The sequence below is a fragment of the Winogradskyella sp. genome (genome assembly GCF_003712105.1).
GTDB lineage: Bacteria > Bacteroidota > Bacteroidia > Flavobacteriales > Flavobacteriaceae > Winogradskyella.
Genome location: NZ_RHLG01000001.1, coordinates 710,427 through 732,318 on the forward strand (window position 1 = coordinate 710,427; position 21,892 = coordinate 732,318).

Sequence of the window (21,892 nt, forward strand, 5' to 3'; positions counted from 1 at the left end):
CGAAAACGTTTTAGTAAAAGTTGTTTCTTAACATTTTTTTAATATTTTGAGATGTTGAATTTTCAGCACTAACCTAAACCCATTTTACAACAATGATTAAAAAATTACGCTACATCGCTAGCACATTAACTATTCTGTTAATTGCTGTTAGCGCTATTTTGCTATTGACCAAAAACGAAAAGAAAAATTCTGAATTAACTCTCGAAGAGCAAAGAGCTGCTCATGCAGAAGTTGTTGCCAATTCCCCATTTAAGGAAACATTGACTTGGGATAAAAAGAAACGAAAAAAAGAAGGTCTTCCTCCTAATCGTTATTTCGAACAAATGTGGGAACTTACTGTAAATCCTTCTACGGGACAGCTTGATGATGGAGAATTAACCGTGTTAAGAGAACAATTAGTTCAGCAACGTTCGCTAGAAAGAAGTCCTGGAGAAGCAGGTAATGACTGGGACGAACGTGGCCCAAATGACATAGGTGGCCGAACAAGAGCAATTTTATTCGACCCTAATGACACGTCTAATAACACTGTTTATGCTGGTGGTGTTAGTGGTGGCTTATGGAGAAATACAAATATCACTAGCTCTGGTTCTCAATGGGAGCGTGTCGTAAATGTACCAGGGAACTTATCTGTGACTTCGATCACTGTCGACCCAAATAACTCTAATCGTTGGTACGTTGGTACCGGTGAACAATATACTGCTGGTGACGTAGTAGGTAATGGCGTTTATGTAACAAATGATGGTGGTACTACATGGACATCAGTTAATATTCCACCAGCTGGTCCTGGGACTTTTGATTTTAATGCATCTAATTTATTCTTATCAGGAATTTTTTATGTGAATGATGTTATTGCTTGGGACAACAATGGTAATACAGAATTATTTGTAGCAGTAGGAGCTCATGTATATGGTGCATCTAGTAGTCCAACGAACTGGTTAGGATTACAAACCGCTGGTTTATACCGTTCAACAAATGATGGTGCGACTTGGAGTAGAATAGAAACACCAAACCTTCAATTTGATTTTTCAGGAACGGCTTATCCCGTAATTCCTAATGACTTTGAAATAGGTGCTGATAATAGACTTTGGATGGGTACAATTACTACACCAGGATTAGGTGGCCCAGGAGGTGGACGTGTTTTTAGTACTACAAACGGAAGTACTTGGACAGAGGCTGCTGGTTCACCATTACCGGATTCTAATAGAGTTGAAATTGCTGTTTCCTCTAGCAATGCAAATACTATGTATGCATTAACACAAGGTGTAAGTGCGCCAGTTCATATTTATAGAACAACAAATGCGTTTGCTAGTACAACAGAAAGAGCCTTACCAAATGATGCAGACCAGGGAATTCCTGCGAATGATTTTTGTAGAGGTCAAGCATTTTATGACTTAATGATTGAAGTTGATCCTACAAATGATAACATTTTGTATGTAGGTGGGATTGATATATTCAGATCAACAAACGCAGCAGGTTCATGGACCCAAATTTCTAAATGGTCTAATAATCCTGGATTAAACACCTTAAATGTTCCTTTGGTTCATGCAGATCAACATGCCATGACCTTTAGACCAGGTAACGCAAACCAAGCAGTATTTGGAACTGATGGTGGTATTTATTATTCATCAAATTTATCTTCGGCATCTAATAGTTCATCAGCAATTGGCGTTAGAAATAACAATTATAATGTTACGCAATATGTAAAGGCAGGAATAGGACCAAATGGAACAGGGACTACTAATGTTATTTTTACCGCCGGTGCTCAAGACAACGGCTCACAAGCGTTCAGAAATGCAAATGCTTCTCCAGGAATTAATGGTTCTGAAGAACTATCTGATGGTGATGGTTTCTATACGTTTGTGGATAAAGATGGTCAGTATATGATTGCAACATTTGTTGCTAATGTTATCTATAGGTTTAACCTACCTTGGAATGGACTGGGTCGTCGTCAAGGTGGTGCAACAACCTTATCTAATGACCAATCTCGTGGAGATTTTGTAAACCAAATGGATTATGATAGTGATGCAAATAGATTACTAACTAATAACTCTAACAATACTCAAAATGCAATTAAATCTATTAATGTGGCTTCAAACTCTAGTGGAAGTTTAACGAATAGTTTATTAACTGCAGAACCTTCAGCTTTTAGAGCGTCACCATTTGCAAACAATGTATGGTATGTAGGTTTAAAAAACGGAAACTTAATTCGATTAAGTAATGTAAATAACAATAGTGCAACTTGGACAAGTATTTCTACACCTTTTGTGGGTTCGGTATCATCAATACGATATGGAGCTACAGCTAATGATATTTTTGTCACTATTCACAATTACGGGGTAACTAGTGTTTGGGCAACATCAAATGGAGGTTCTACATGGGTAAGTAAAGAAGGTGATTTACCAAATTTACCTGTCAGAGATATGTTGCAGAATCCATTAGATAGAGATGAAGCAATCCTTGCGACTCAACTTGGAGTTTGGTCTACATCAAACTTTAATGATGCAAACCCAAATTGGACTCAAGCTTATAATGGAATGAGTGATGCAAGTGTTACATCATTTGATTATTGGGCAGTTAATGGAGATGATAACAACAATCAGATTATAGCGTCAACATATGGTAGAGGTGTTTTTACAGGGACATTTACAGCAAATGCTGGAGGTCCAGATACAACACCACCTGTAATTACATTAAACGGCTCAGCTACAGTTAATTTAACAGTAGGTGATACATATACTGAGCAAGGTGCAACAGCTACAGATAATGTAGATGGTGATATCACAGCTAATATCGTGATTGGTGGTGATACAGTAAACACAAACGTGGCTGGCACTTATGTTGTAACATATAATGTTAGTGATGCAGCAGGGAATGCAGCAACACAAGTTACACGAACAGTAAATGTTAATGAAGCATCTAGCGGTTGTTCGGGAGGAATTTCTACATTTCCTTACACTGAAAGCTTCGAATCAGGTGATGGATGGACACAAGCTGGAGGTGATGATGGTAACTGGGTTAGAAATAGCGGTAGTACGCCATCAAATACGACTGGACCAAGCTCGGCTGTAGATGGTGCGTTCTATATGTTCTTAGAAGCATCAACTAATAATAGCCCAGGTCAAATAGGACCAAATGCAACAGCTATATTGGTGAGTCCATGTTTTGATTTAACTAGTGAAACTCAAGCTAGTTTTAATTTCCAAAACCATATGTATGGAGCTAATATAGGATCCTTGTCCTTAGAGGTATCTACAAATGAAGGTGCATCATGGGTATCGATATGGAGTTTATCAGGAGATCAAGGTAACCAATGGAATCCTGTATCTGTTGATTTAGCATCGTATCTAGGTCAATCTATTACCTTACGATTTGTTGGTACAACAGGTTCTAGCTGGAGAAGTGATGTTGCAATAGATGATATTAGTTTAGTTGGTGGAGGCGCGCCAGATACCACTGCACCAGTAATTACATTAAATGGCGCATCGACAATTAATTTAAATGTCGGAGAGAGTTATACAGAACTTGGTGCAACAGCTACAGATAATGTAGATGGTGATATCACTGCTAATATCGTAATTGGTGGTGATACAGTGAATACAAGTTTAGCAGGTACTTATGTCGTTACATATAATGTAAGTGACGCAGCAGGAAATGCTGCAGCACAAGTCACAAGAACAGTTAATGTAAATGCAGACACAACCGCACCAGTGATCACCTTGAATGGGTCGTCAAATATAACTTTAGATTTAGGTCAAACATATACCGAACAGGGAGCAACTGCTACAGATAATGTAGATGGCGATATTTCAGCAAATATTGTTATAGGTGGCGACACAGTAAATACAAATGTGGCTGGAACCTATATTGTTACATATAATGTAAGTGACGCTGCAGGAAACGCGGCAACACAAGTTACAAGAACAGTGACCGTTAATCCAGATACTACAGCACCAGTGATCAGCTTGAATGGTTCGTCTACAATTAACTTAACAGTAGGAGATACATACACAGAACAAGGTGCAACGGCAACTGATAATATAGATGGCAACATCACAGCTAATATTGTTATAGGTGGTGATACAGTAAACACAAACGTAGCAGGCACATATGTTGTAACGTATAATGTAAGTGATGCAGCAGGAAATGCTGCAACGCAGGTGACACGAACAGTAAATGTCAATGAAGTTGCAAATGGTTGTTCAGGAGGAATCTCTACATTCCCTTATTCTGAAGGATTTGAAAGTGGAATTGGAGCATGGACACAGTCAAGTGCTGATGATTTAAACTGGACAGTTGATGCGAATGGAACACCATCAAATAATACCGGACCATCTAGTGCAGTGCAAGGTAGTAACTATATTTATGTAGAAGCTTCAGGAAACGGTACAGGTTTCCCTAATAAGCGCGCAATTATAACATCTCCTTGTTTCGATTTATCTTCAGTATCTGAGGCAACATTCTCATTCAATTATCATATGTTTGGTTCTACAAATGCTGGTTCAGTAAGCTTAGAGGTAAGTGATGACGAAGGTGCATCTTGGACAAGTTTATGGAGTCAAACAGGCAACCAAGGTAACCAATGGTTGACTGTTAATATAGATTTAGCAGCATATATTGGAAGTGGTATCCAGTTACGATTTAATAGACTTACTGGAGGCACATGGCAAGCTGATGTTGCCATTGATGACATTAGCTTAACGGATGGTGTCGTAACTACACCATCATGTTCCGGAGGTATTACATCGTATCCTTATACACAAGGTTTTGAAGGTTCGATAGGAGATTGGTCTCAGTCAAATGCAGATGATTTAAATTGGACAGTTGACGCTAATGGTACGCCATCGAACGGCACAGGACCATCTAGTGCGGTACAAGGTAGTAACTACATTTATGTAGAGGCCTCAGGGAATGGTACAGGCTACCCTAATAAGCGAGCAATTATTACCTCTCCATGTTATGATTTATCATCACAATCGAGTGCTTCGTTCTCATTCAATTACCATATGTTTGGTAGTAACGATATGGGAAGTATAGCATTAGAAGCAAGTAATGATAATGGCGGATCATGGACAACATTATGGAGTCAGACAGGTAATCAAGGGAATCAGTGGTTATCACAGAATGTAGATTTATCATCATATGTTGGTAATAGTATACAGCTACGATTTAATAGACTTACCGGAGGTACTTGGCAAGCTGATATTGCTATTGATAATGTTAATCTAAGCAGTTCAGTATCAACTAAAGTAGATGAAGTAATCATTGATTTGGCTGATGATATTCAAACTATTGAAAATTCAGTTAAGTTTTATCCAAATCCAGCAGGTGCAAATGTCAATGTTAGTTTAGGATTAGATACTCAAAATGGCCCTGTTGATATTACAATGAGAATTTATGATCTTACAGGTAAAGTAGTACAAGAGTCAAGATGGTCTGTTGATACTAATTCGTCAGAAAAACAGATCAATATTTCAGGACTTAACGATGGGGTTTATATGATAAACATTATAAGCTCTAATGGATTTAGTAAAATGCAAAAACTGATGAAGAAATAATTCAAAAATAACTTCGTTAATAGGAAAAGTCCAGGTATACATCTGGACTTTTTTTATTTGAAAAACAATAAGTTAAGTAAAAACACGTAGGACTTTTCGTCAATCATACTACGGGAAAACCGTAATCGAATTTAGTTATTAACAATTTGGAAAAAACGTAGTTTTAAAACTTAATAGATTAATATTTTTTTGATAATTTGATGATGAATTTTAACAAAAACTATCAATCCATGAGAAAAATTTTACTTATCGTTTTTGCTTTAAGTGTGAGTTTTGCTTTTGCACAAAATTCCCTTTGGCAAAAACAAACAGCCAACTCTTTTGATGTTAAAGAGAGCAGAAAAAATCTTCCAAAAAACGAAGTGTATTCTTTAAACCTTAACAGTTTAAAATCGCTATTATCTCAAGCTCCCAAGAGAGGAGAATTTAGTGGACAATCTAATGTCATTGTATCATTTCCTAATGAAGAAGGACAGTTTGAACGCTTTAGAATCGTAGAAGCATCAGTGATGCATCCAGAATTGGCTGCTAGGTATCCTGGAATTAAATCTTATGCTGGTCAAGGCGTTGATGATCCTGCAGACAGAATACGTTTCAGTGTTTCTCCTTTAGGTCTTCAAAGTATGCGCTTATCGTCAGATAAACCGGCTTCATTTATTGAGCCTTATACAAATGACCTATCCCAATATGCAGTGTATAAAAGACAAGATAAGCAACCAGAACAAGATAGTTTTGAATGTGAGGTTACTGCCCAAGCAAACTCGCTTATTAATGGAGATAGCTCTAACTTAAGAAATGCTGATGATGGTACATTACGTACTTATAGATTAGCAGTTTCTACAACTGGTGAGTATACTAGTTATCATGGTGGGACAAAAGCATTGGCTCTGGCGGCTATTAATACTACAATGACAAGAGTTAATGGTATTTTTGAGAATGACTTTAACGTAACAATGGTATTAATTGCTAATACTGATGATGTTATTTATACTAATGCTAGTACAGATCCATATTCTAATGGTAGCTTTAATAGTCAAGTACAAAGTACATTAACAAGTATAATAGGTGAAGCTAATTACGATGTAGGTCATTTATTTGCTAGAGCTTCAGATAATGGAAATGCAGGTTGTATCGGTTGTGTATGTGTTAACGGACAAAAAGGTAGTGCATTTACATCGCGTTCAACTCCAGAAGGTGATCCATTCGATGTAGATTATGTGGCCCATGAGTTAGGACACCAGTTTGGTGGTAACCATACATTTTCTTTTAGAAATGAAGGAACCAATGCACATTTCGAACCTGGAAGTGGAACCACTATTATGGGTTATGCAGGTATTACAGGAGCAACAGATGTGCAACAGAATAGTGACCCATATTTTCACTGGTTTTCAATACAGCAAGTAACAAATTATGTTAAGACTACAAGTTGTCAAACTAATACAAATACAGGTAATGCAGTACCTACTGTAAATGCAGGTCCTAATTACACAATTCCAAGAGGAACACCTTTTGTTTTGGAAGGTACTGCTTCTGATGCAGATCCTGGAGATGTATTGACATATTGTTGGGAACAAGCAGATGAAAATAATGCAGCCACAACTTACCCAAGTACAACTGCCACAACAGGTGTTGCATTTAGATCATTTAACCCTACAACAGATAATAAAAGATATTTCCCTCGTTTGTCAACTGTAAAAACAGGAGCAACCTCATGGCAATGGGAAGCAGTACCAAATGTTGCAAGAACATTAAACTTTAGGTTAACTGTTAGAGACAATAGAGCAGGTGGTGCAACTAATAATAGTGATGATGTTGTAATAACGGTTAATGGTACAGCGGGACCTTTTGTTGTTAATTCACCAAATACAAACGTGACCTGGAATGCGGGTACAACCCAGACAGTTACATGGGATGTGGCTGGGACCACAGGTAATGGTGTTAATGCTTCAACTGTAGATATTTTCTTATCTACTGATGGTGGTGATACTTACCCAATTGCACTAGCTTCTAATGTACCAAATGATGGTTCGCATGATATATTAGTTCCTAATAACCAAGGTAATCAGAATAGAATTATGGTTAAGGGTAATGGTAATGTATTCTTCGATATTTCTAATAGCAATTTTACAATTGCAGGACAAGTTAATTGTAATGCAACTACACCAACAGGGTTATCGGCTTCAGCTATTACAGATGACTCGGCAACCTTATCTTGGGATGCAGTTCCAGGTGCTTCCTACGATTTAAGATACAGACAAACAGGAACGTCTACCTGGACAACCATTGCTGTAAACGGAATCTCCAGTTCTGTTACAGGTTTATCAGCTTTAACCGAGTATGAAGCTCAAGTTCGAAGCAGATGTCCAGATAGTAGCACGTCTTCTTATAGTAGTTCCATTGTTTTTACGACCTTAGACGTACAATTGAATTATTGTAGTTCTCAAAGTTCTAATGTTAATGATGAATTTATTAGTCGAGTGCAATTAAATACAATTGATAATTCATCAGGAGCTCAGTTCTACTCTGACTTTACCAGTATATCAACAACTTTAACCAAAGAAACTCAGTATACCGTAACTATTACGCCTACATGGACAGGGACTTTATATAATGAAGGCTATTCCGTATGGATAGATTATAACCGAGATGGTGATTTCACAGATGCAGGCGAACAAGTATTTACACAAACACCAACGCAAGCAACACCGGTATCGGGATCATTTACTGTGCCAGCAGGCGCAACTGAAGCAGCAACAAGAATGAGAGTAACATTAAGCTACAATGCTAATGTTGGTCCATGTGATTCATTCACTTATGGTGAGGTTGAAGATTATACTATTATAATAGAAGGTTCAGGACCAGATACAACACCTCCAGTTATAACTTTGAACGGATCATCAACGGTGAATCTGGACTTAGGCCAAACATATAACGAGCAAGGTGCTACGGCTACAGATAATGTAGATGGCGACATTTCTGCAAATATTGTTATTGGTGGTGATACAGTGAATACTAATGTGGCTGGCACTTATGTTGTAACTTATAATGTTAGTGATGCTGCTGGTAATGCGGCAACAGAAGTAACACGAACCGTTAATGTAAATGCAGATACTACAGCACCTGTTATTACGTTAAATGGCTCATCTACAGTAAACCTTAATATTGGAGATACTTATAACGAGCTAGGAGCAACAGCCACAGATAATGTAGATGGCGATATTTCAGCTAATATTGTAGTAGGTGGCGATACTGTGAATACAAGTATTGCAGGCACTTATATTGTGACATATAATGTTAGTGATGCTGCAGGTAATGCAGCTACTCAAGTAACACGAACCGTTAATGTAAATCCAGATACAACAGCACCGGTAATTACATTAATTGGCGCATCTACAATAAACTTAACCGTAGGTGATACATACACGGAGCAAGGTGCAACAGCTTCTGATAATATAGATGGTGATATTTCGGCAAACATTGTTATAGGTGGTGACATTGTAAATACAGGCGTTGCTGGTACTTATGTTGTAACATACAATGTTAGCGATGCAGCTGGTAATGCAGCAACTCAAGTGACACGAACTGTTAATGTTTCAGAACCGTCAAATGGATGTTCTGGCGGTATAACAACATTCCCGTATTCAGAAGGTTTTGAAGGTGGAATAGGTGCATGGACCCAATCAAGCGCTGATGATTTAGATTGGTTAGTTGACGCGAATGGAACGCCATCCAACAATACAGGTCCGTCGAGTGCCATCGAAGGCAGCAATTATATTTATGTAGAAGCTTCAGTAAATGGTACAGGTTATCCTAATAAACGTGCAATTATTACGTCACCTTGTTTTGATTTGTCAGGATTATCTACTCCTAGTTTTAGCTTTAATTATCATATGTTTGGAGCTGCAGATATGGGTTCAATAGACTTAGAAGTAAGTGACGATGAAGGCGCATCTTGGACAAGCTTATGGAACCAAACTGGAAATCAAGGTAACCAGTGGCTATCAGTAGATATAGATTTATCTGCTTACACAGGAAGTAGTATTCAATTGAGATTTAACAGATTTGTAGGTAGCACATGGCAAGCTGATATAGCCATTGATAACATTAGATTAGAAGAGCCAGCTGCTCCAACGTGTTCTGATGGTATTCAAAATGGAGATGAAACCGGCGTAGATTGTGGTGGTTCTTTCTGTGCACCATGTAGTACGTCTAATGTGATTTTAAATGAAGGTTTCTTCGAAACTGGTTTTGACGGCTGGATTGACGGTGGAAGTGATTGTGCTAGAGTTAACTCTGCAAACTCATTTGAAGGTAATTTCTCTATAAGAATTCGAGATAATTCTGGTGTTGCTTCTTCAATGACCTTGTCAAATATTGATGTCACATCGTTTACTTCTGTAGAAGTGGACTTCTACTTCTATGTGTTTAGTATGGAGAATGGTGAGGATTTCTGGTTAAGATTCTTTGATGGTTCTACTTGGAGTACCGTACAAACGTGGACTAGAGGTGTTGATATTGACAATAATACATTTTATAATGCTACAGTTACAATTACACCAGCCCAATATAATTTTGCTGTAAATTCTGGATTTAGATTCCAAAATGATGCTTCAGGTAATCAAGATCAGATATTTATTGATCAAGTTACAATCACTGGTATTTCTGGCTCATCAAAAGGGAATAACGATAAACTAGATATTGTAGGCTACAGAGATAGTGTTGAAATTACTGAGACTGATATAAGATTATATCCAAATCCAGCTACAGGAGGTACTATTAATGTTAGTATACCTTACTTAGAAGACGAGTTTAGTTATTCTATTGTAGATATTCAAGGTAAAACAGTATCTACAGGTAAATCTGAAGGTATAATTAATGTTAGTAATCTTAACAAAGGTATGTACTTCATCAAAGTAAATGATGGAGACGAGATTATTACAAAGAAGTTTATTAAAAATTAATAAATGAATATTGGTTAAAAAAGGAAGCCCAGATTTTAAATCTGGGCTTTTTTATATGTGCTTTATTTCAGTTTCATTTAGAAGTTCATCACCTCTAAGGCGCAATAATATTTGCGCAACGGCAATAGTATCTTTTTCGCAATAATTAATGATACGATCTAAATTATTTTCTTTGTAATAGACATTATATACATCGCTACCGTCTATATCATCTTTTGGAGATGGAATACCTAATACATGGGTTAATAATTTTAACGATGTATAGGTTTTATAATCGCCAAACTTCCATAGCTCAAGCGTGTCTAGATGTGGAACTTCCCAAGGTTTTTTACCAAATAAATTTAGTTTATATGGCAATTCAATATTATGAATAATCATTCGTCTTGCGATATATGGAAAATCAAACTCTTTACCATTGTGAGCACATAGTAGATGTTTGGTTTGACTAAAATGTGAGATGAGTAAACTTTTAAAGTCTTTTAGAATTTTAACCTCATCACCGTAGAAAGATGTAACTCTAAAATGACGGATATCACCTTCAATATTAAAATAACCTACAGAAATACAGATTATTTTCCCGAACTCTGCCCATATACCTGCACGATTATAGAATTCCTCAGCAGTAAATTCATCGCGTCTTTGGTATTGAGATTTATGATCCCAAAGTAATTGTTTAGCAGCGTCTAATTCAGAAAATTGTTCGGTTTCAGGTACAGTTTCAATATCAAGAAATAGAATGTTTTCTAGATTCAATTTAGAAATCATGAAAGATTTAGATTAAGATTTAAATACAAGCGAAAGTTGTTTTCCAAATAGAGCAGAAACACCAGCAGCTAAGCCACCAACTATTCCTGTAACTAGCACTAATACATAAGGATTACCACCTAAAGATAATAATACGGCTATTTTTTTTGCTAAAATAAAATCATTAGCATTTCCTAGAATAAAGGCATGCACCGTCCAAAAAACTAATACTGCTAAAAATGGAATAAAAAACACAGCTGATTTGTTGAGAGAGATTAGTAAAGCTGAAATAAAACTAGCAACCATCACAGACCACCATGGTAAAACTTGAGATAGTAAAAATGCCAATATAATTGTTATAATAAAATTGAGACTATTCTTTTTCATTAGTTACTTGGTGTTAAAGTTTGGGTAGAAATTATAGACGCGTCATCGTTTTCAGACTGCATAAATTCAATCTGAAAGTAATTGCCTTTGGCCCAATCATCTATAAAATTATCGTAGTATTTACTTCCTGGATTTCCAGATTGACCACCGGGATAAATCCCAAATGCTTTTGGTGTATCGCCCATTTCTACTATCATTCGCCAGGATGGACCATGATTGCTTGTCATTGCGTTTACAGAGCTACCATCTCCACCAATAGGAATGTTGGTTCTAGAAAACGCCGGTAAAGCTTGCAGTAAATGTCCAACATAAGAGTTTTTATAATTCTGCCAGTTATAATCTCCCTTTTCTGCTTCCCATAGTTTTAAATTTTTTACGGTTTCTTTAAATGATAGTAAGAACAGATCTTTAGCAGTCTCCTTTTCTGGCGTGCCAACTATATCCATAAAATCATCTTCAGGATAATTATTAACCATATAAATGTATTGGTATGTAAAAGGCCATTTTAAGCTTTCATCTTCAACATCAAATTCATCCCATAATAAGGTATAGAGCTCTCTATTCCATTTTCTAAAGATACTCGGCGCTTTTTGTTCTATTGAATTGTCAAAATTCCAGTTCTTTAAAACATCCAACATGTCTTTTTCTTCATCGTTTAGTTTTGAAACATCTAAATTCTTGAGCATTGTGGGTAATAGTTCACTAGCTTTTAGGTTATAATTATTGTTTTGAAGGGCTTTAAAATCTTCAATACCAAACTTTTCTTTTGACTTAAAAAAGTTATTAATTATCCTATTTCTATAGGTTTCATAGCCATCGTTAAACACATAAAACGGGTACATAGAATCAGTAGGATGCTGATTTGCTGAACTCAGAAAACCACGCTCGGGGTTTTTCGAATGCGCATTAAATTCTGAAGGTATAAAACTTTGCCAATCGTGATCTGGATTACTTCCATCTAGTAAAAACTTACCTTGACCTTTCCACTTATTAGGAAATTTACCCTGAATCCAAAGTGCAATATCTCCTGTTTTAGAAGCGAATATAAAGTTCTGCGCAGGTGCTACATGATTTTTGGTAGCATTGACATAATCTTCATAATTTTTTGCTCGATTTAGCTTGTAAAACAAGTCGGTAAAATTATGTCCCATATGTCCAGCCCATTTCATGGCATAACCTTTTAACTCATCATCACTCCTGAAATTTTTGTCGTAGCTAACAGGACCATGATGCGTATATATTACAGAATCGATAAAGGATTCTTTTCCTTTAATCTTTATTTCTTCTAACCTAACTCTGGTTTTTTTCCACTGCCCATCGTGTCTGTAGGTGTCTCGTTTGTTGTTTTCAAATTCTATTTTATACCAATCCTTAACATCGCGAGTAGCGTTTGTAACACCCCAAGCTATATCCTTATTATAGCCAATAATAACGCCCATCGCACCCGGAAGTGTTGCACCATAAACACTATGGTCTGGAGTGGAAAGTTGCATTACAAACCAAATGCTTGGAAGATTAAGACCTAGATGCGGGTCATTGGCTAAAATAGCATTACCTGTAGTAGATTTTTTTGGAGCTACTGCCCAATTATTACTTCCATTTCTTGGATTAGGTTTATCCATAATTTCTGAAACTGAAATAGAATCTGTTGCCATCTCACTTTCAGGTAATTTTGTGATTTCTGTGTCTATAAAACTCCAATCAGTTTCTTTCGGAATAACAGGGTCAACAACATCAAAAAAGTCAGGAAATAGGAGGTCAAAACGTTCTTTACCAAACTTTTGTAAGGTATTTGTGAATTCTAAATCGTAATCGCGACCACAAAGCATGTCCGTCATATACATTAGTAAGTGCATTGTTTTTTCTGCGGTCCATGGTTCAGGTTTGTAATCGAGTAGTTTGTATTCTACAGGATAGTTTTCAGGAGTAAGCGTGTTAATGTATGCGTTAACTCCAGCAGCATATGATTCTAGTAGCGCTAGGGCTTCAGGGTCTTTTTTTACAACTTCCATACTATTTTCTGCACCAAATAGCATTCCGTTACGACGTTGACTTCGGTCATAGTTTAAAGCACCTTCACCAAAGACTTCAGATAAACGACCAGCAGCGGCATAGGTTTGAAACTCCATTTGCCAAAGCCGATGTTTTGCAGTTATATACCCTTGAGCTTTATATAAGTCTTTGTCATTTTCCGCAAAAATATGCGGAATCATATGTTTGTCGTAATGGACCTTAACCTCATCTGAAAGTTCAGGAATATTCACCTCTCCAGAAATAACCTCATCACCTTCATTTTGCCAAACCCCTTGGTTAGGTGCTAAAAATTTTCCGACTGGAGGAATACTGCCCAGCTTCGTATTTAGAGCATAAAATACTGCTGCTGTTAGAACGAAAGATAGTAGTAGTTTTAAGTATTTCATATTTCTAATTATTCATCATTTTATAAGCTTCTTCTATATATAAAGTAATATCACTGGTGAAAGCTCCAATACCTGCATCAGGAGATTTTTGATGGCCAAGCCGTACAATAATAACATTATCTTCTGGCTGAATAATAACATATTGCCCCAAATGTCCACGCATCATTTTGAAGTTTTTACCATTAACATCCTTTAACCACCAACCATATCCATATTCTGGGCTAACTGGGAAACGTGGCCTTATAGATTTAACTACAAATGCAGAATCCAAAATCTGCTTTCCATTCCACTTGCCAAAGTCTTTGTAAAGTTTTCCAAAACGTGCAAAATCTTTGGCGTTACCAGCAATGCAACAATAGGCTTTTACTAGATCATGGCCTTCACTATCTACTTGCCAAAGCACATCGCTTTCGCTTCCTAAGGGTTTCCAAAAACTTTCTTCAAAATAGTCATATAATTTTTTTCCTGTAGCAGCTTCAATGACCATGGCAAGCATTTGAGTATCGCCGCTTGCATATTTAAACGCTGTACCTGGCTCATCAACAACTTTTAAGCCGTTCATTACCTTTGCTAAGTCATCATCAAAATAAGCACGTGTAGTAATTGATAATGGCGAATAATAGGCTTCGTCCCAATTGGTACCTGATGCCATACTGCTCAGATCACCAACGGTCATTTTAGCAGCATTGCCGTCACAAAAGGCAGGTAGAAAATCGCAAACAGGTTGATTTAAACTCTTAATGTGACCTTCCATTATGGCTTTTCCCATAAGGCCAGACACATAACTTTTTGCCATAGAAAATGAATTGGATTTAGAATCTTCTTCAAAACCATCATAGTATTCTTCAAACCAAATGCTATCATTTTTTATGATCACATAAGCAACTGTACCCCAATCTTTATTGGCCTTAGCTAGTCGGTCAGTAGTTTTTGCTGTATTGTAAGCTTTATGATTTGCCCATGGTTGTGGATTATCGCTTGCAGCAATTGGTTGATTATCGAAATGCTTATAATCTTCTAAGTATGCCGTAGTATGACCTCTAAAATAGATGGTTCTAACAGCTTTTAGTAAATAATCGGTATCGGTGATGTAAAGGACAGCCACCAATAAACCAAAAAAGACAATTAGAAACTTGAAGAGTTTTTTTAGGAATTTCATTTTATGTTATTTTGATTTGCGCGTCTTAAGTTTTTCCTTGTAGAACGTCTTATCAGCTATATAAAGTGTTTTCTTAAAAGTAGCGATTATATTCTGTTTTTCGTCAATGAGGCTCATCGTTTTTATAATATCGATTTCATTTGCTTTTGACACATCTTGTTTTATAGTTTTGATCTCATCTTTTGTAAAAACAAACTCACCAAAAATAGTTGATTTGGCAGGTTTCTTGTATCGCGCTTCTACAGATTTATCCCAAACCACATAATCATCACCAAGAATTTGTATTAATTGCACCATATAAATCGGGTCGGTTGCAGAAAGCATGCTTCCACCAAAAATAGAACCCGCATAATTGCGATTCTTCCAGTTGAGTTTCATTCTAATTTTTACATAGTGTAAATCTTCACTTACTTCTATAAGTTTGGCAGTACTACGGCTGTACATTGGTGACCAATTAAACAAGTATTTGTAAATCGTTGAAGGTTTCATAAACCTCCTTAAAAAAGCAGAGCCAGATTTATACATTAAAACAAAGTTTGTTGTTTGTATTCGCTTTCATGATTAAGTAACCATTGTTTTCGGTACAATCCACCAGCGTAACCTGTTAAACTTCCATCTGTACCAATAACACGATGGCAAGGTACAATTATCCATAAAGGATTTTTACCATTTGCATTAGCCACAGCGCGTATTGCTTTGGGGTCACCTAATTGTTTACTCAATTCGAGATAAGAATAGGTTTTGCCATAAGGGATTTGTTGTAATTGTTGCCAAACTTTTTTCTGAAAATCAGTACCGTTTGGATTTAATTTTAAATCGAAAGCTTTTAAATTATTTGAGAAGTATTCTTTTAACTGAGTAACACAATCTAATAAGTGTTCTGGAATTGGATCAGTTGGTTTTTCATCGTTGTCCATTATGGTCACTGACGAAATGCCATTTTCATCACCGCTAATTTTGGCATATCCTATAGGTGTTTCAATGGTACAAGACTGCATTATTTATCGGAATTATCTTCTTCAATGATACCAAGACGTTTTGCTCTTGTTTCCCAACTTTTACGAGCAAGCATTTGTAAGTCAGATACATTATCACTTTCGTCCATAATCTCGAGACCAAGAAGTGTTTCTATAACATCTTCCATAGTTACCAAACCACTTACCGAACCATATTCATCTACCACAAGTGCCATATGGTTTCGGCTTTCTACTAATTGTTCAAAAAGTTTAGGGATTGGTAGACTGCGATTTATTATGATAATATTTCTTTTTAATTCTGACAGTAACTTTTCACCATTTCCGAAAGCCATTTCTTTGAAAACATCATCCTTAAGAACTAGTCCTGTAATATTATCCGAATTACCTGTATATACGGGAATTCTTGAAAATCTAATATTTGAATTGGCATTAAAAAAGGTTTCAACATTTGTGGTTTCGTCTTCGGTTTTCATAACGGTACGAGGCGTCATAATATCCTTAGCCTGAACATCTTTAAACGTGAGTAAGTTTTTAATAACCTTACTTTCAGATTCTTCAAACACACCTTCGTCTTCGGCTATTTGCGCCATCGCAGAAAAATCTTCACGGCTCAATACACTTTCGCCATGAGCACCTTTTCCAAAGAGTTTGGTGAATAATTGTAACACCCACAGTAGGCCTGTCCATTTACATACAAATATGAGTATGTTGAGCGCTTTTGTGGTAAAATTGGCTAGCTTTTTCCAATATGTTGCACCAATAGTTTTAGGGATAATTTCTGAGGCAACAAGGATTAGAATAGTCATAATTGTGGAGACAACACCAACCATAATATCCTCGGTAAATTCAATTCCAAAAACTGAACGTGTCTGAGAGCCATATATTTCTGCATAAGCGACTTTTGCTTGCACACCAACTAATATTGCGCCTACAGTATGTGCAATAGTATTAAGTGTTAGGATGGCGATAAGTGGTCTGTCTACATCTTTCTTTAGAATTTCTAAATCATTAGCGTAAGCTTTACCTTCTTTTTTCTTCAGATTAAGAAACGTTGGTGTAATACTTAAAAGAACGGCTTCTAAAATGGAGCATAAAAACGAAAAGAATATTGAAATAAGCGCGTAAAAAACGAGTAAAGCCATTAAATAATTTTATTTAATGGCTAATTTATAGAATATTCCTTAATCTATGGTTTTTAATTCTCTTTTGAGCGTTCTAAATCTCTTTTGGCTCTTTCTAAGTCGCGTTGGGCACGTTCCAATTCACGTTGGGCTCTAGCCAACTTTTTAGCATCTTCCTTTTCTTTGCTTGAACCAGATATAAAGTATTTTAAATCTTGCCCCAGAATTTTAATCTTATTTGAGAATGTATCTGATGCGTAATCCAAGTCTAAGTACATACGTAAACGACCATTTGTAAGTTTGCACTCAAACACGTCATCGCCGCCAGAGTTATCAGACCAGGTATAGGTGCTGCCACTTACTTTTAGTCCTTTTTTACCTAGTTTCTCAAGCAGTAATTTTTTTACACCTTCATTTTTCGATTTGTGGTAACTCGCTCTAAACTTATAGGCATCATCAGACTGTGAAATTGACACAGAACTATTAGTCGCTTCATCGTCATCATTTTCAATGGATACTGAATACGATTTGCTTGTTGTAGTTTTTGGAGTTTCTGGCGGTAAAGGTGGTTCCGGAGCACTTTGTGCATTTGATGATAGCATAACAAATAGTAATGCTATAGCGGTAAAATAAATACCTTTTTTAGGGTTTGTAATTCTAATACGTTCTACGCGTTGTTTTGTTTTTGAAAAATTCATAATTGTCCGATTTTTAAATGATTATGATACAAATGTATGTAGCGGAGAAGTATCAAAAAAGAAAAACGGAACCGTTAACCCATCATTAACCTAAGTGGTAAAGTGCATTAACCTACCTTAAACTCTAGGCCTACATTTCGTATGCTTTCTATACGTATAGAAGTGTCTAGTTTAAAGTATTTACGAAGTCTACTAATAAAAACATCCATACTTCTTCCAGAGAAAAAATCATCATTTTTCCATACGGCATTTAAGATGTCTTCACGCTTAAGTAATTGATTTTTATGATTGAAAAGAAACGTAATCAACTCGCCTTCTTTTTGTGTCAATTGCTTTTTGTAATCACCACAAGTTAACTCTAGGCGTTTTGAGTCTAGATTATAGTTACCTATCTGAAGCTTCTCGGTTTCTTGTAACTGATTAGATGCTTTTTCGGTACGTTTTAGAATATTATTGAGCCTTAAGACTAACTCCTCAGCTTCAAAAGGTTTTACAACATAATCATCAGCGCCAAGTTTAAGGCCTTTAATTTTATCTTCTTTTAGTTTACGTGCCGTAAGGAATATAAATGGCATTTCAGGATTAATTTCAATAATATGTTCTGCCAAGGTAAAGCCATCCATTTTTGGCATCATAACATCAAAAACACAGATGTTATAAGCGTCTTTTTTAAATAATTCTAGAGCTTCTTTGCCATCTTTAGCCCATGTGATTTTATATCCAGAAATTTCTAAATATTGCTTTAAGATGTTTCCAAAATCTAAGTCGTCTTCAGCTAGTAAAATATGCTTCATAGGTATAGACTTTTTATTTAAAAGGAAGTGTTAATATAAAGGTCGACCCTTTATGTTCTTTACTTTTTACTTCAATTTTTCCGTTGTGCGCTTTAATAATTTGATTGGTATAATACAAACCTAAACCAAGACCTTTAACGTTATGTATTTCCTTGTTGCCTGCTCTGTAAAATTTATCAAAAATTTGCTTTAAGTTAGTTTGTGAAATGCCTACACCATCATCCATAATACTAATTTTCAACTCACTATCACTTTTAATATCACACCTAATATTTACTTCATCTCCAGAATATTTTACCGCATTTTCGAGTATGTTTAAAATGGCAGTAGTGATATAGAATTTATCAATATGTATAGATTGTTGAACGACAGAAAAATTTCGAGTCAAGTTTACTTTTTTAGACTTCACTGATAACAAGAAATCATCTAGAACCGTATTGATATAGTCTTCAGTATTTACAGATTCTTTGTTGAGTTCAATCTCTCGATAACCCAAACTATTATCCATCACTTGATCTATGAGTTTTTGCAAACGTTTGTTTTGGCGCTCGATAGTACTAACAGTATTATTAATGTGCTGAGGTTGTTGTTTGAGCTCATCATTTTTGAGCATTTTTGTAGCTAGGGTTAATGTGGCTAAAGGTGTTTTTAACTCATGGGTAATGTTGTTTACAAAATCAGTTTTAATATCTGCAATTTTCTTTTGGGTAATTAGACTCTTAATCGAATAATACAGTAATCCGATAACTAAGGCGAAGATGAATAAAGAAAGTAATAAAAGGCTTGACATCTGCTTTAAAACAATATGCTTCCAACCTTCAATATCCATTTCATCTTTGGTTTGAAATGTAAGAATAAAGGCTACAGATTTATTTTCTCCGTTAATGTTTCGTGTAGATGTATGTTCGGTTTCCCAATTCGTTGTGCTTATCCCAATACTATTTTCTTCAGAAATACGGTTGCCTAAAACAATGTTTTTAGATGTTTTTAAAATATTAAAAAGTGTATCTGTTGCAATAGAATCTGTGATGATAATCGCCTTTACTTTTTTGTGGAATTTAATTCCATAAGGAATATTATTTTCCGCTAATGCTTTTTGGTATTCTGATTTGTAAGTATCATTTATAGAGTCGATAACAAACTTAAGACTATTAATAACCTCAGTTTTATCAGCAGCACCAAACTTATAGTCAACAACTTTATTGATGAAGTTTTCTTGCCAAAAATCTGATAAAGAATCTAATTTAGGTGAGAAATCATCGATTTGAGAGATTGAGCGTTTTGTTTCTGTAACAAATACATCCTTTTTTAACTTATACGTGTTGTTAATGAGATACCCTTGAATAATAGAAAGTGCAATTAATCCAAGTATGGAGGCAATAATTAAAAGGTTGATTTTTTTCTTCATAAAAACAGCAAGTTAAAAAACAAAACAGAGTTTAATGGTTATTGATTGTTTTGATTGATGAAAGTTATAAACTCTGTTTTGTTACTCAGACCCATTACCTGTAACGTCTTTTTGAATTCCAATTGTACGCTTTAGTTCTGTGGTCTCTTTCCGTAATCTGATTGTTGTCTAATGTTCTCATAACTATTCGATTTTTGATTTATTGATACCACAAATCTATAGTGAAGCACTAACACAAAAAAGAAAATCGCTAAGGTTAACCTAGCATTAACCTAGCGAGATGTAATGTTAATACAGCAAAAAAGCAGCTCAGTACGTGTGCCAAACTGCTTTTAATGCAATCAATTTAAGTAATTCTACTTTACATTATATCTAGCCATTTTCAGTGTAGAAGCATTAATCATATTTGCAAAATCTACGACTGAAGCATCGCTCATAAATTTTTTCATAGAGGCATCTGCATCTGTCATGGTTTCCCATTTTACAACTACTAAAACTTCATTTGTTTCTTCAGAGTAGCCACTTTCTCTACTTATATAACCAGGTTGTTTACTAGTATATATGTCTTGAATTTTGGCATCTTCTTTCCAGAAGTTATGAGCATTTACTGTGGCTTTATACTTAAATGTCGTGATTTCTATAACGTATGGTTTCATTATTTCAGGTTTTTGAGAGCAGCTCAACAAACCAATACATAAAAGGATAAAAAGTATCTTTTTCATGATGGGTTAAAAATTGAATTTACCATTGGTGTTTTTCCAAGTGTCTTCAGGAGCAATAGTTTCAATAATATCCCAATGTTCTGCTATTTTATCATTTTCAACTCTAAACAAATCGTAAAATGATGTGTGTTGTCCTGCAAATTTTCCTTCACTAACAACTAATACAAAGTTGCCTTCTCCAAGTACTTTATGCACCTTATCGTAAACCATAGTTACACCATTTTTTGCCATTTCTTCTAGAGCTTTGCCTAAACCAGATAAACCGTCACCAATCATCGAGTTATGCTGAATATAGTTGTCACCATCAAAATAGTTAGCCATTTTGTCAAACTCGCCATTAACTAAAATTGTATTTACAAAGGCGTTAACTAGTGTTTTATTGACTTCTGTTTTATCTAAATCTTTAATTTCAGTTGAACCGTCTGTTTGTGTATGACCACTTGGGTTTGCTGGTGTTAGTTCTGCTAAGTTGTCCCAATGCTCAACGATTTTTCCATCTTCAAACCTGAGAATATCAAACCCTACTTTTGGTCCAAAGAAGTCATAAATGGTATGCGTAAACGCATAATTTCCATCTTCAAAAGAGCGCACAACTTTTGCTTTAAATCCGCCTTCAGGTGCATTTTTCATAACCTCGCCAAAACCAGCTAAGCCATCTCCAACCGCTAGGTTATGCTGTATGTATTTGTTAGGATTGATATATGAAATAGGTGTTTTATCACCTGTTTCTAAACTTGTTAGTAAAGCTGAAGCTTTTTCTTTTTTAGATAATTCTTTAGTTGTTTCCATAGGTTCTGTTTGTATTTCTTCTTTTGTTTCTTTTTGTTTTGAGTTGCATGCAGTAATTAAAAGTGCAATTACAACTATGGTTAGCGTTTTCTTCATACTATTATTTGTTTGGTACAAAGATGAAGTAGCACAAGAATTATTAAAAGATGAAAACCAG

14 protein-coding genes are annotated in these 21,892 nt (G+C 35.7%); 2 read left to right on the forward strand and 12 right to left on the reverse strand.

Translation table 11 applies throughout. The annotated features are described in order from the left end of the window. The first annotated feature begins 92 nt into the window (after nucleotides 1-92). Both ED556_RS03370 and ED556_RS03375 read left to right on the forward strand, forming a co-directional pair. Nucleotides 93-5,555, forward strand: coding sequence for an immunoglobulin-like domain-containing protein (locus ED556_RS03370; RefSeq protein WP_296319327.1), 5,463 nt, complete (start codon nucleotides 93-95; stop codon nucleotides 5,553-5,555). A gap of 230 nt (nucleotides 5,556-5,785) precedes the next feature. Further along, complete coding sequence (locus tag ED556_RS03375; protein ID WP_296319330.1) at nucleotides 5,786-10,516, forward strand: immunoglobulin-like domain-containing protein; 4,731 nt, start codon at nucleotides 5,786-5,788, stop codon at nucleotides 10,514-10,516. A gap of 51 nt (nucleotides 10,517-10,567) precedes the next feature. Here the strand turns inward: ED556_RS03375 and ED556_RS03380 are convergent, their stop codons facing one another. The 12 genes from ED556_RS03380 to ED556_RS03435 all read right to left on the reverse strand — a co-directional run bounded on the left by ED556_RS03380 (nucleotide 10,568) and on the right by ED556_RS03435 (nucleotide 21,831). Next, nucleotides 10,568-11,281 (reverse strand): 3'-5' exonuclease, encoded by a 714-nt coding sequence (locus ED556_RS03380; protein ID WP_296319333.1) that lies wholly within the window; start codon nucleotides 11,279-11,281, stop codon nucleotides 10,568-10,570. Nucleotides 11,282-11,293: 12 nt separating this feature from the next. Then, nucleotides 11,294-11,647, reverse strand: a complete 354-nt coding sequence (locus ED556_RS03385) for a hypothetical protein (RefSeq protein WP_296319335.1) — start codon at nucleotides 11,645-11,647, stop codon at nucleotides 11,294-11,296. Further along, on the reverse strand, nucleotides 11,647-14,067 hold the full coding sequence (locus ED556_RS03390) for a penicillin acylase family protein (RefSeq protein WP_296319338.1): 2,421 nt from the start codon (nucleotides 14,065-14,067) through the stop codon (nucleotides 11,647-11,649). Before ED556_RS03390 ends, ED556_RS03385 begins: the two co-directional genes overlap by 1 nt. A 4-nt stretch (nucleotides 14,068-14,071) precedes the next feature. Continuing rightward, nucleotides 14,072-15,226 carry a serine hydrolase gene (locus ED556_RS03395; protein WP_296319340.1) on the reverse strand — a complete coding sequence of 385 codons (1,155 nt, stop codon included), beginning with the start codon at nucleotides 15,224-15,226 and terminating at the stop codon, nucleotides 14,072-14,074. A gap of 6 nt (nucleotides 15,227-15,232) precedes the next feature. Further along, nucleotides 15,233-15,751, reverse strand: coding sequence for a DUF4442 domain-containing protein (locus tag ED556_RS03400; RefSeq protein WP_296319342.1), 519 nt, complete (start codon nucleotides 15,749-15,751; stop codon nucleotides 15,233-15,235). Continuing rightward, nucleotides 15,751-16,224, reverse strand: coding sequence for a methylated-DNA--[protein]-cysteine S-methyltransferase (locus ED556_RS03405; protein WP_296319344.1), 474 nt, complete (start codon nucleotides 16,222-16,224; stop codon nucleotides 15,751-15,753). The genes ED556_RS03400 and ED556_RS03405 overlap by 1 nt, the downstream gene beginning before the upstream one ends. Beyond that, nucleotides 16,224-17,345 (reverse strand): hemolysin family protein, encoded by a 1,122-nt coding sequence (locus ED556_RS03410; protein ID WP_296319346.1) that lies wholly within the window; start codon nucleotides 17,343-17,345, stop codon nucleotides 16,224-16,226. The genes ED556_RS03405 and ED556_RS03410 overlap by 1 nt, the downstream gene beginning before the upstream one ends. A gap of 53 nt (nucleotides 17,346-17,398) precedes the next feature. Further along, a complete protein-coding gene (locus tag ED556_RS03415; protein ID WP_296319349.1) occupies nucleotides 17,399-18,022 on the reverse strand; it encodes a hypothetical protein in 624 nt (207 codons plus the stop codon). Between the two features lie 107 nt (nucleotides 18,023-18,129). After that, nucleotides 18,130-18,816 (reverse strand): response regulator transcription factor, encoded by a 687-nt coding sequence (locus ED556_RS03420; protein ID WP_296319351.1) that lies wholly within the window; start codon nucleotides 18,814-18,816, stop codon nucleotides 18,130-18,132. Nucleotides 18,817-18,829: 13 nt separating this feature from the next. Then, entirely contained in the window at nucleotides 18,830-20,224 is a 1,395-nt protein-coding gene (locus ED556_RS03425) for a HAMP domain-containing sensor histidine kinase (protein ID WP_296319353.1), read from the reverse strand. 356 nt (nucleotides 20,225-20,580) lie between these two features. Next, a complete protein-coding gene (locus tag ED556_RS03430) occupies nucleotides 20,581-20,880 on the reverse strand; it encodes a hypothetical protein (RefSeq protein ID WP_296319355.1) in 300 nt (99 codons plus the stop codon). Between the two features lie 72 nt (nucleotides 20,881-20,952). Next, the gene (locus ED556_RS03435) at nucleotides 20,953-21,831 is read right to left on the reverse strand and encodes a nuclear transport factor 2 family protein (RefSeq protein ID WP_296319356.1); all 879 of its coding nucleotides are present in this window, start codon (nucleotides 21,829-21,831) and stop codon (nucleotides 20,953-20,955) included. Nucleotides 21,832-21,892: the final 61 nt, after the last annotated feature.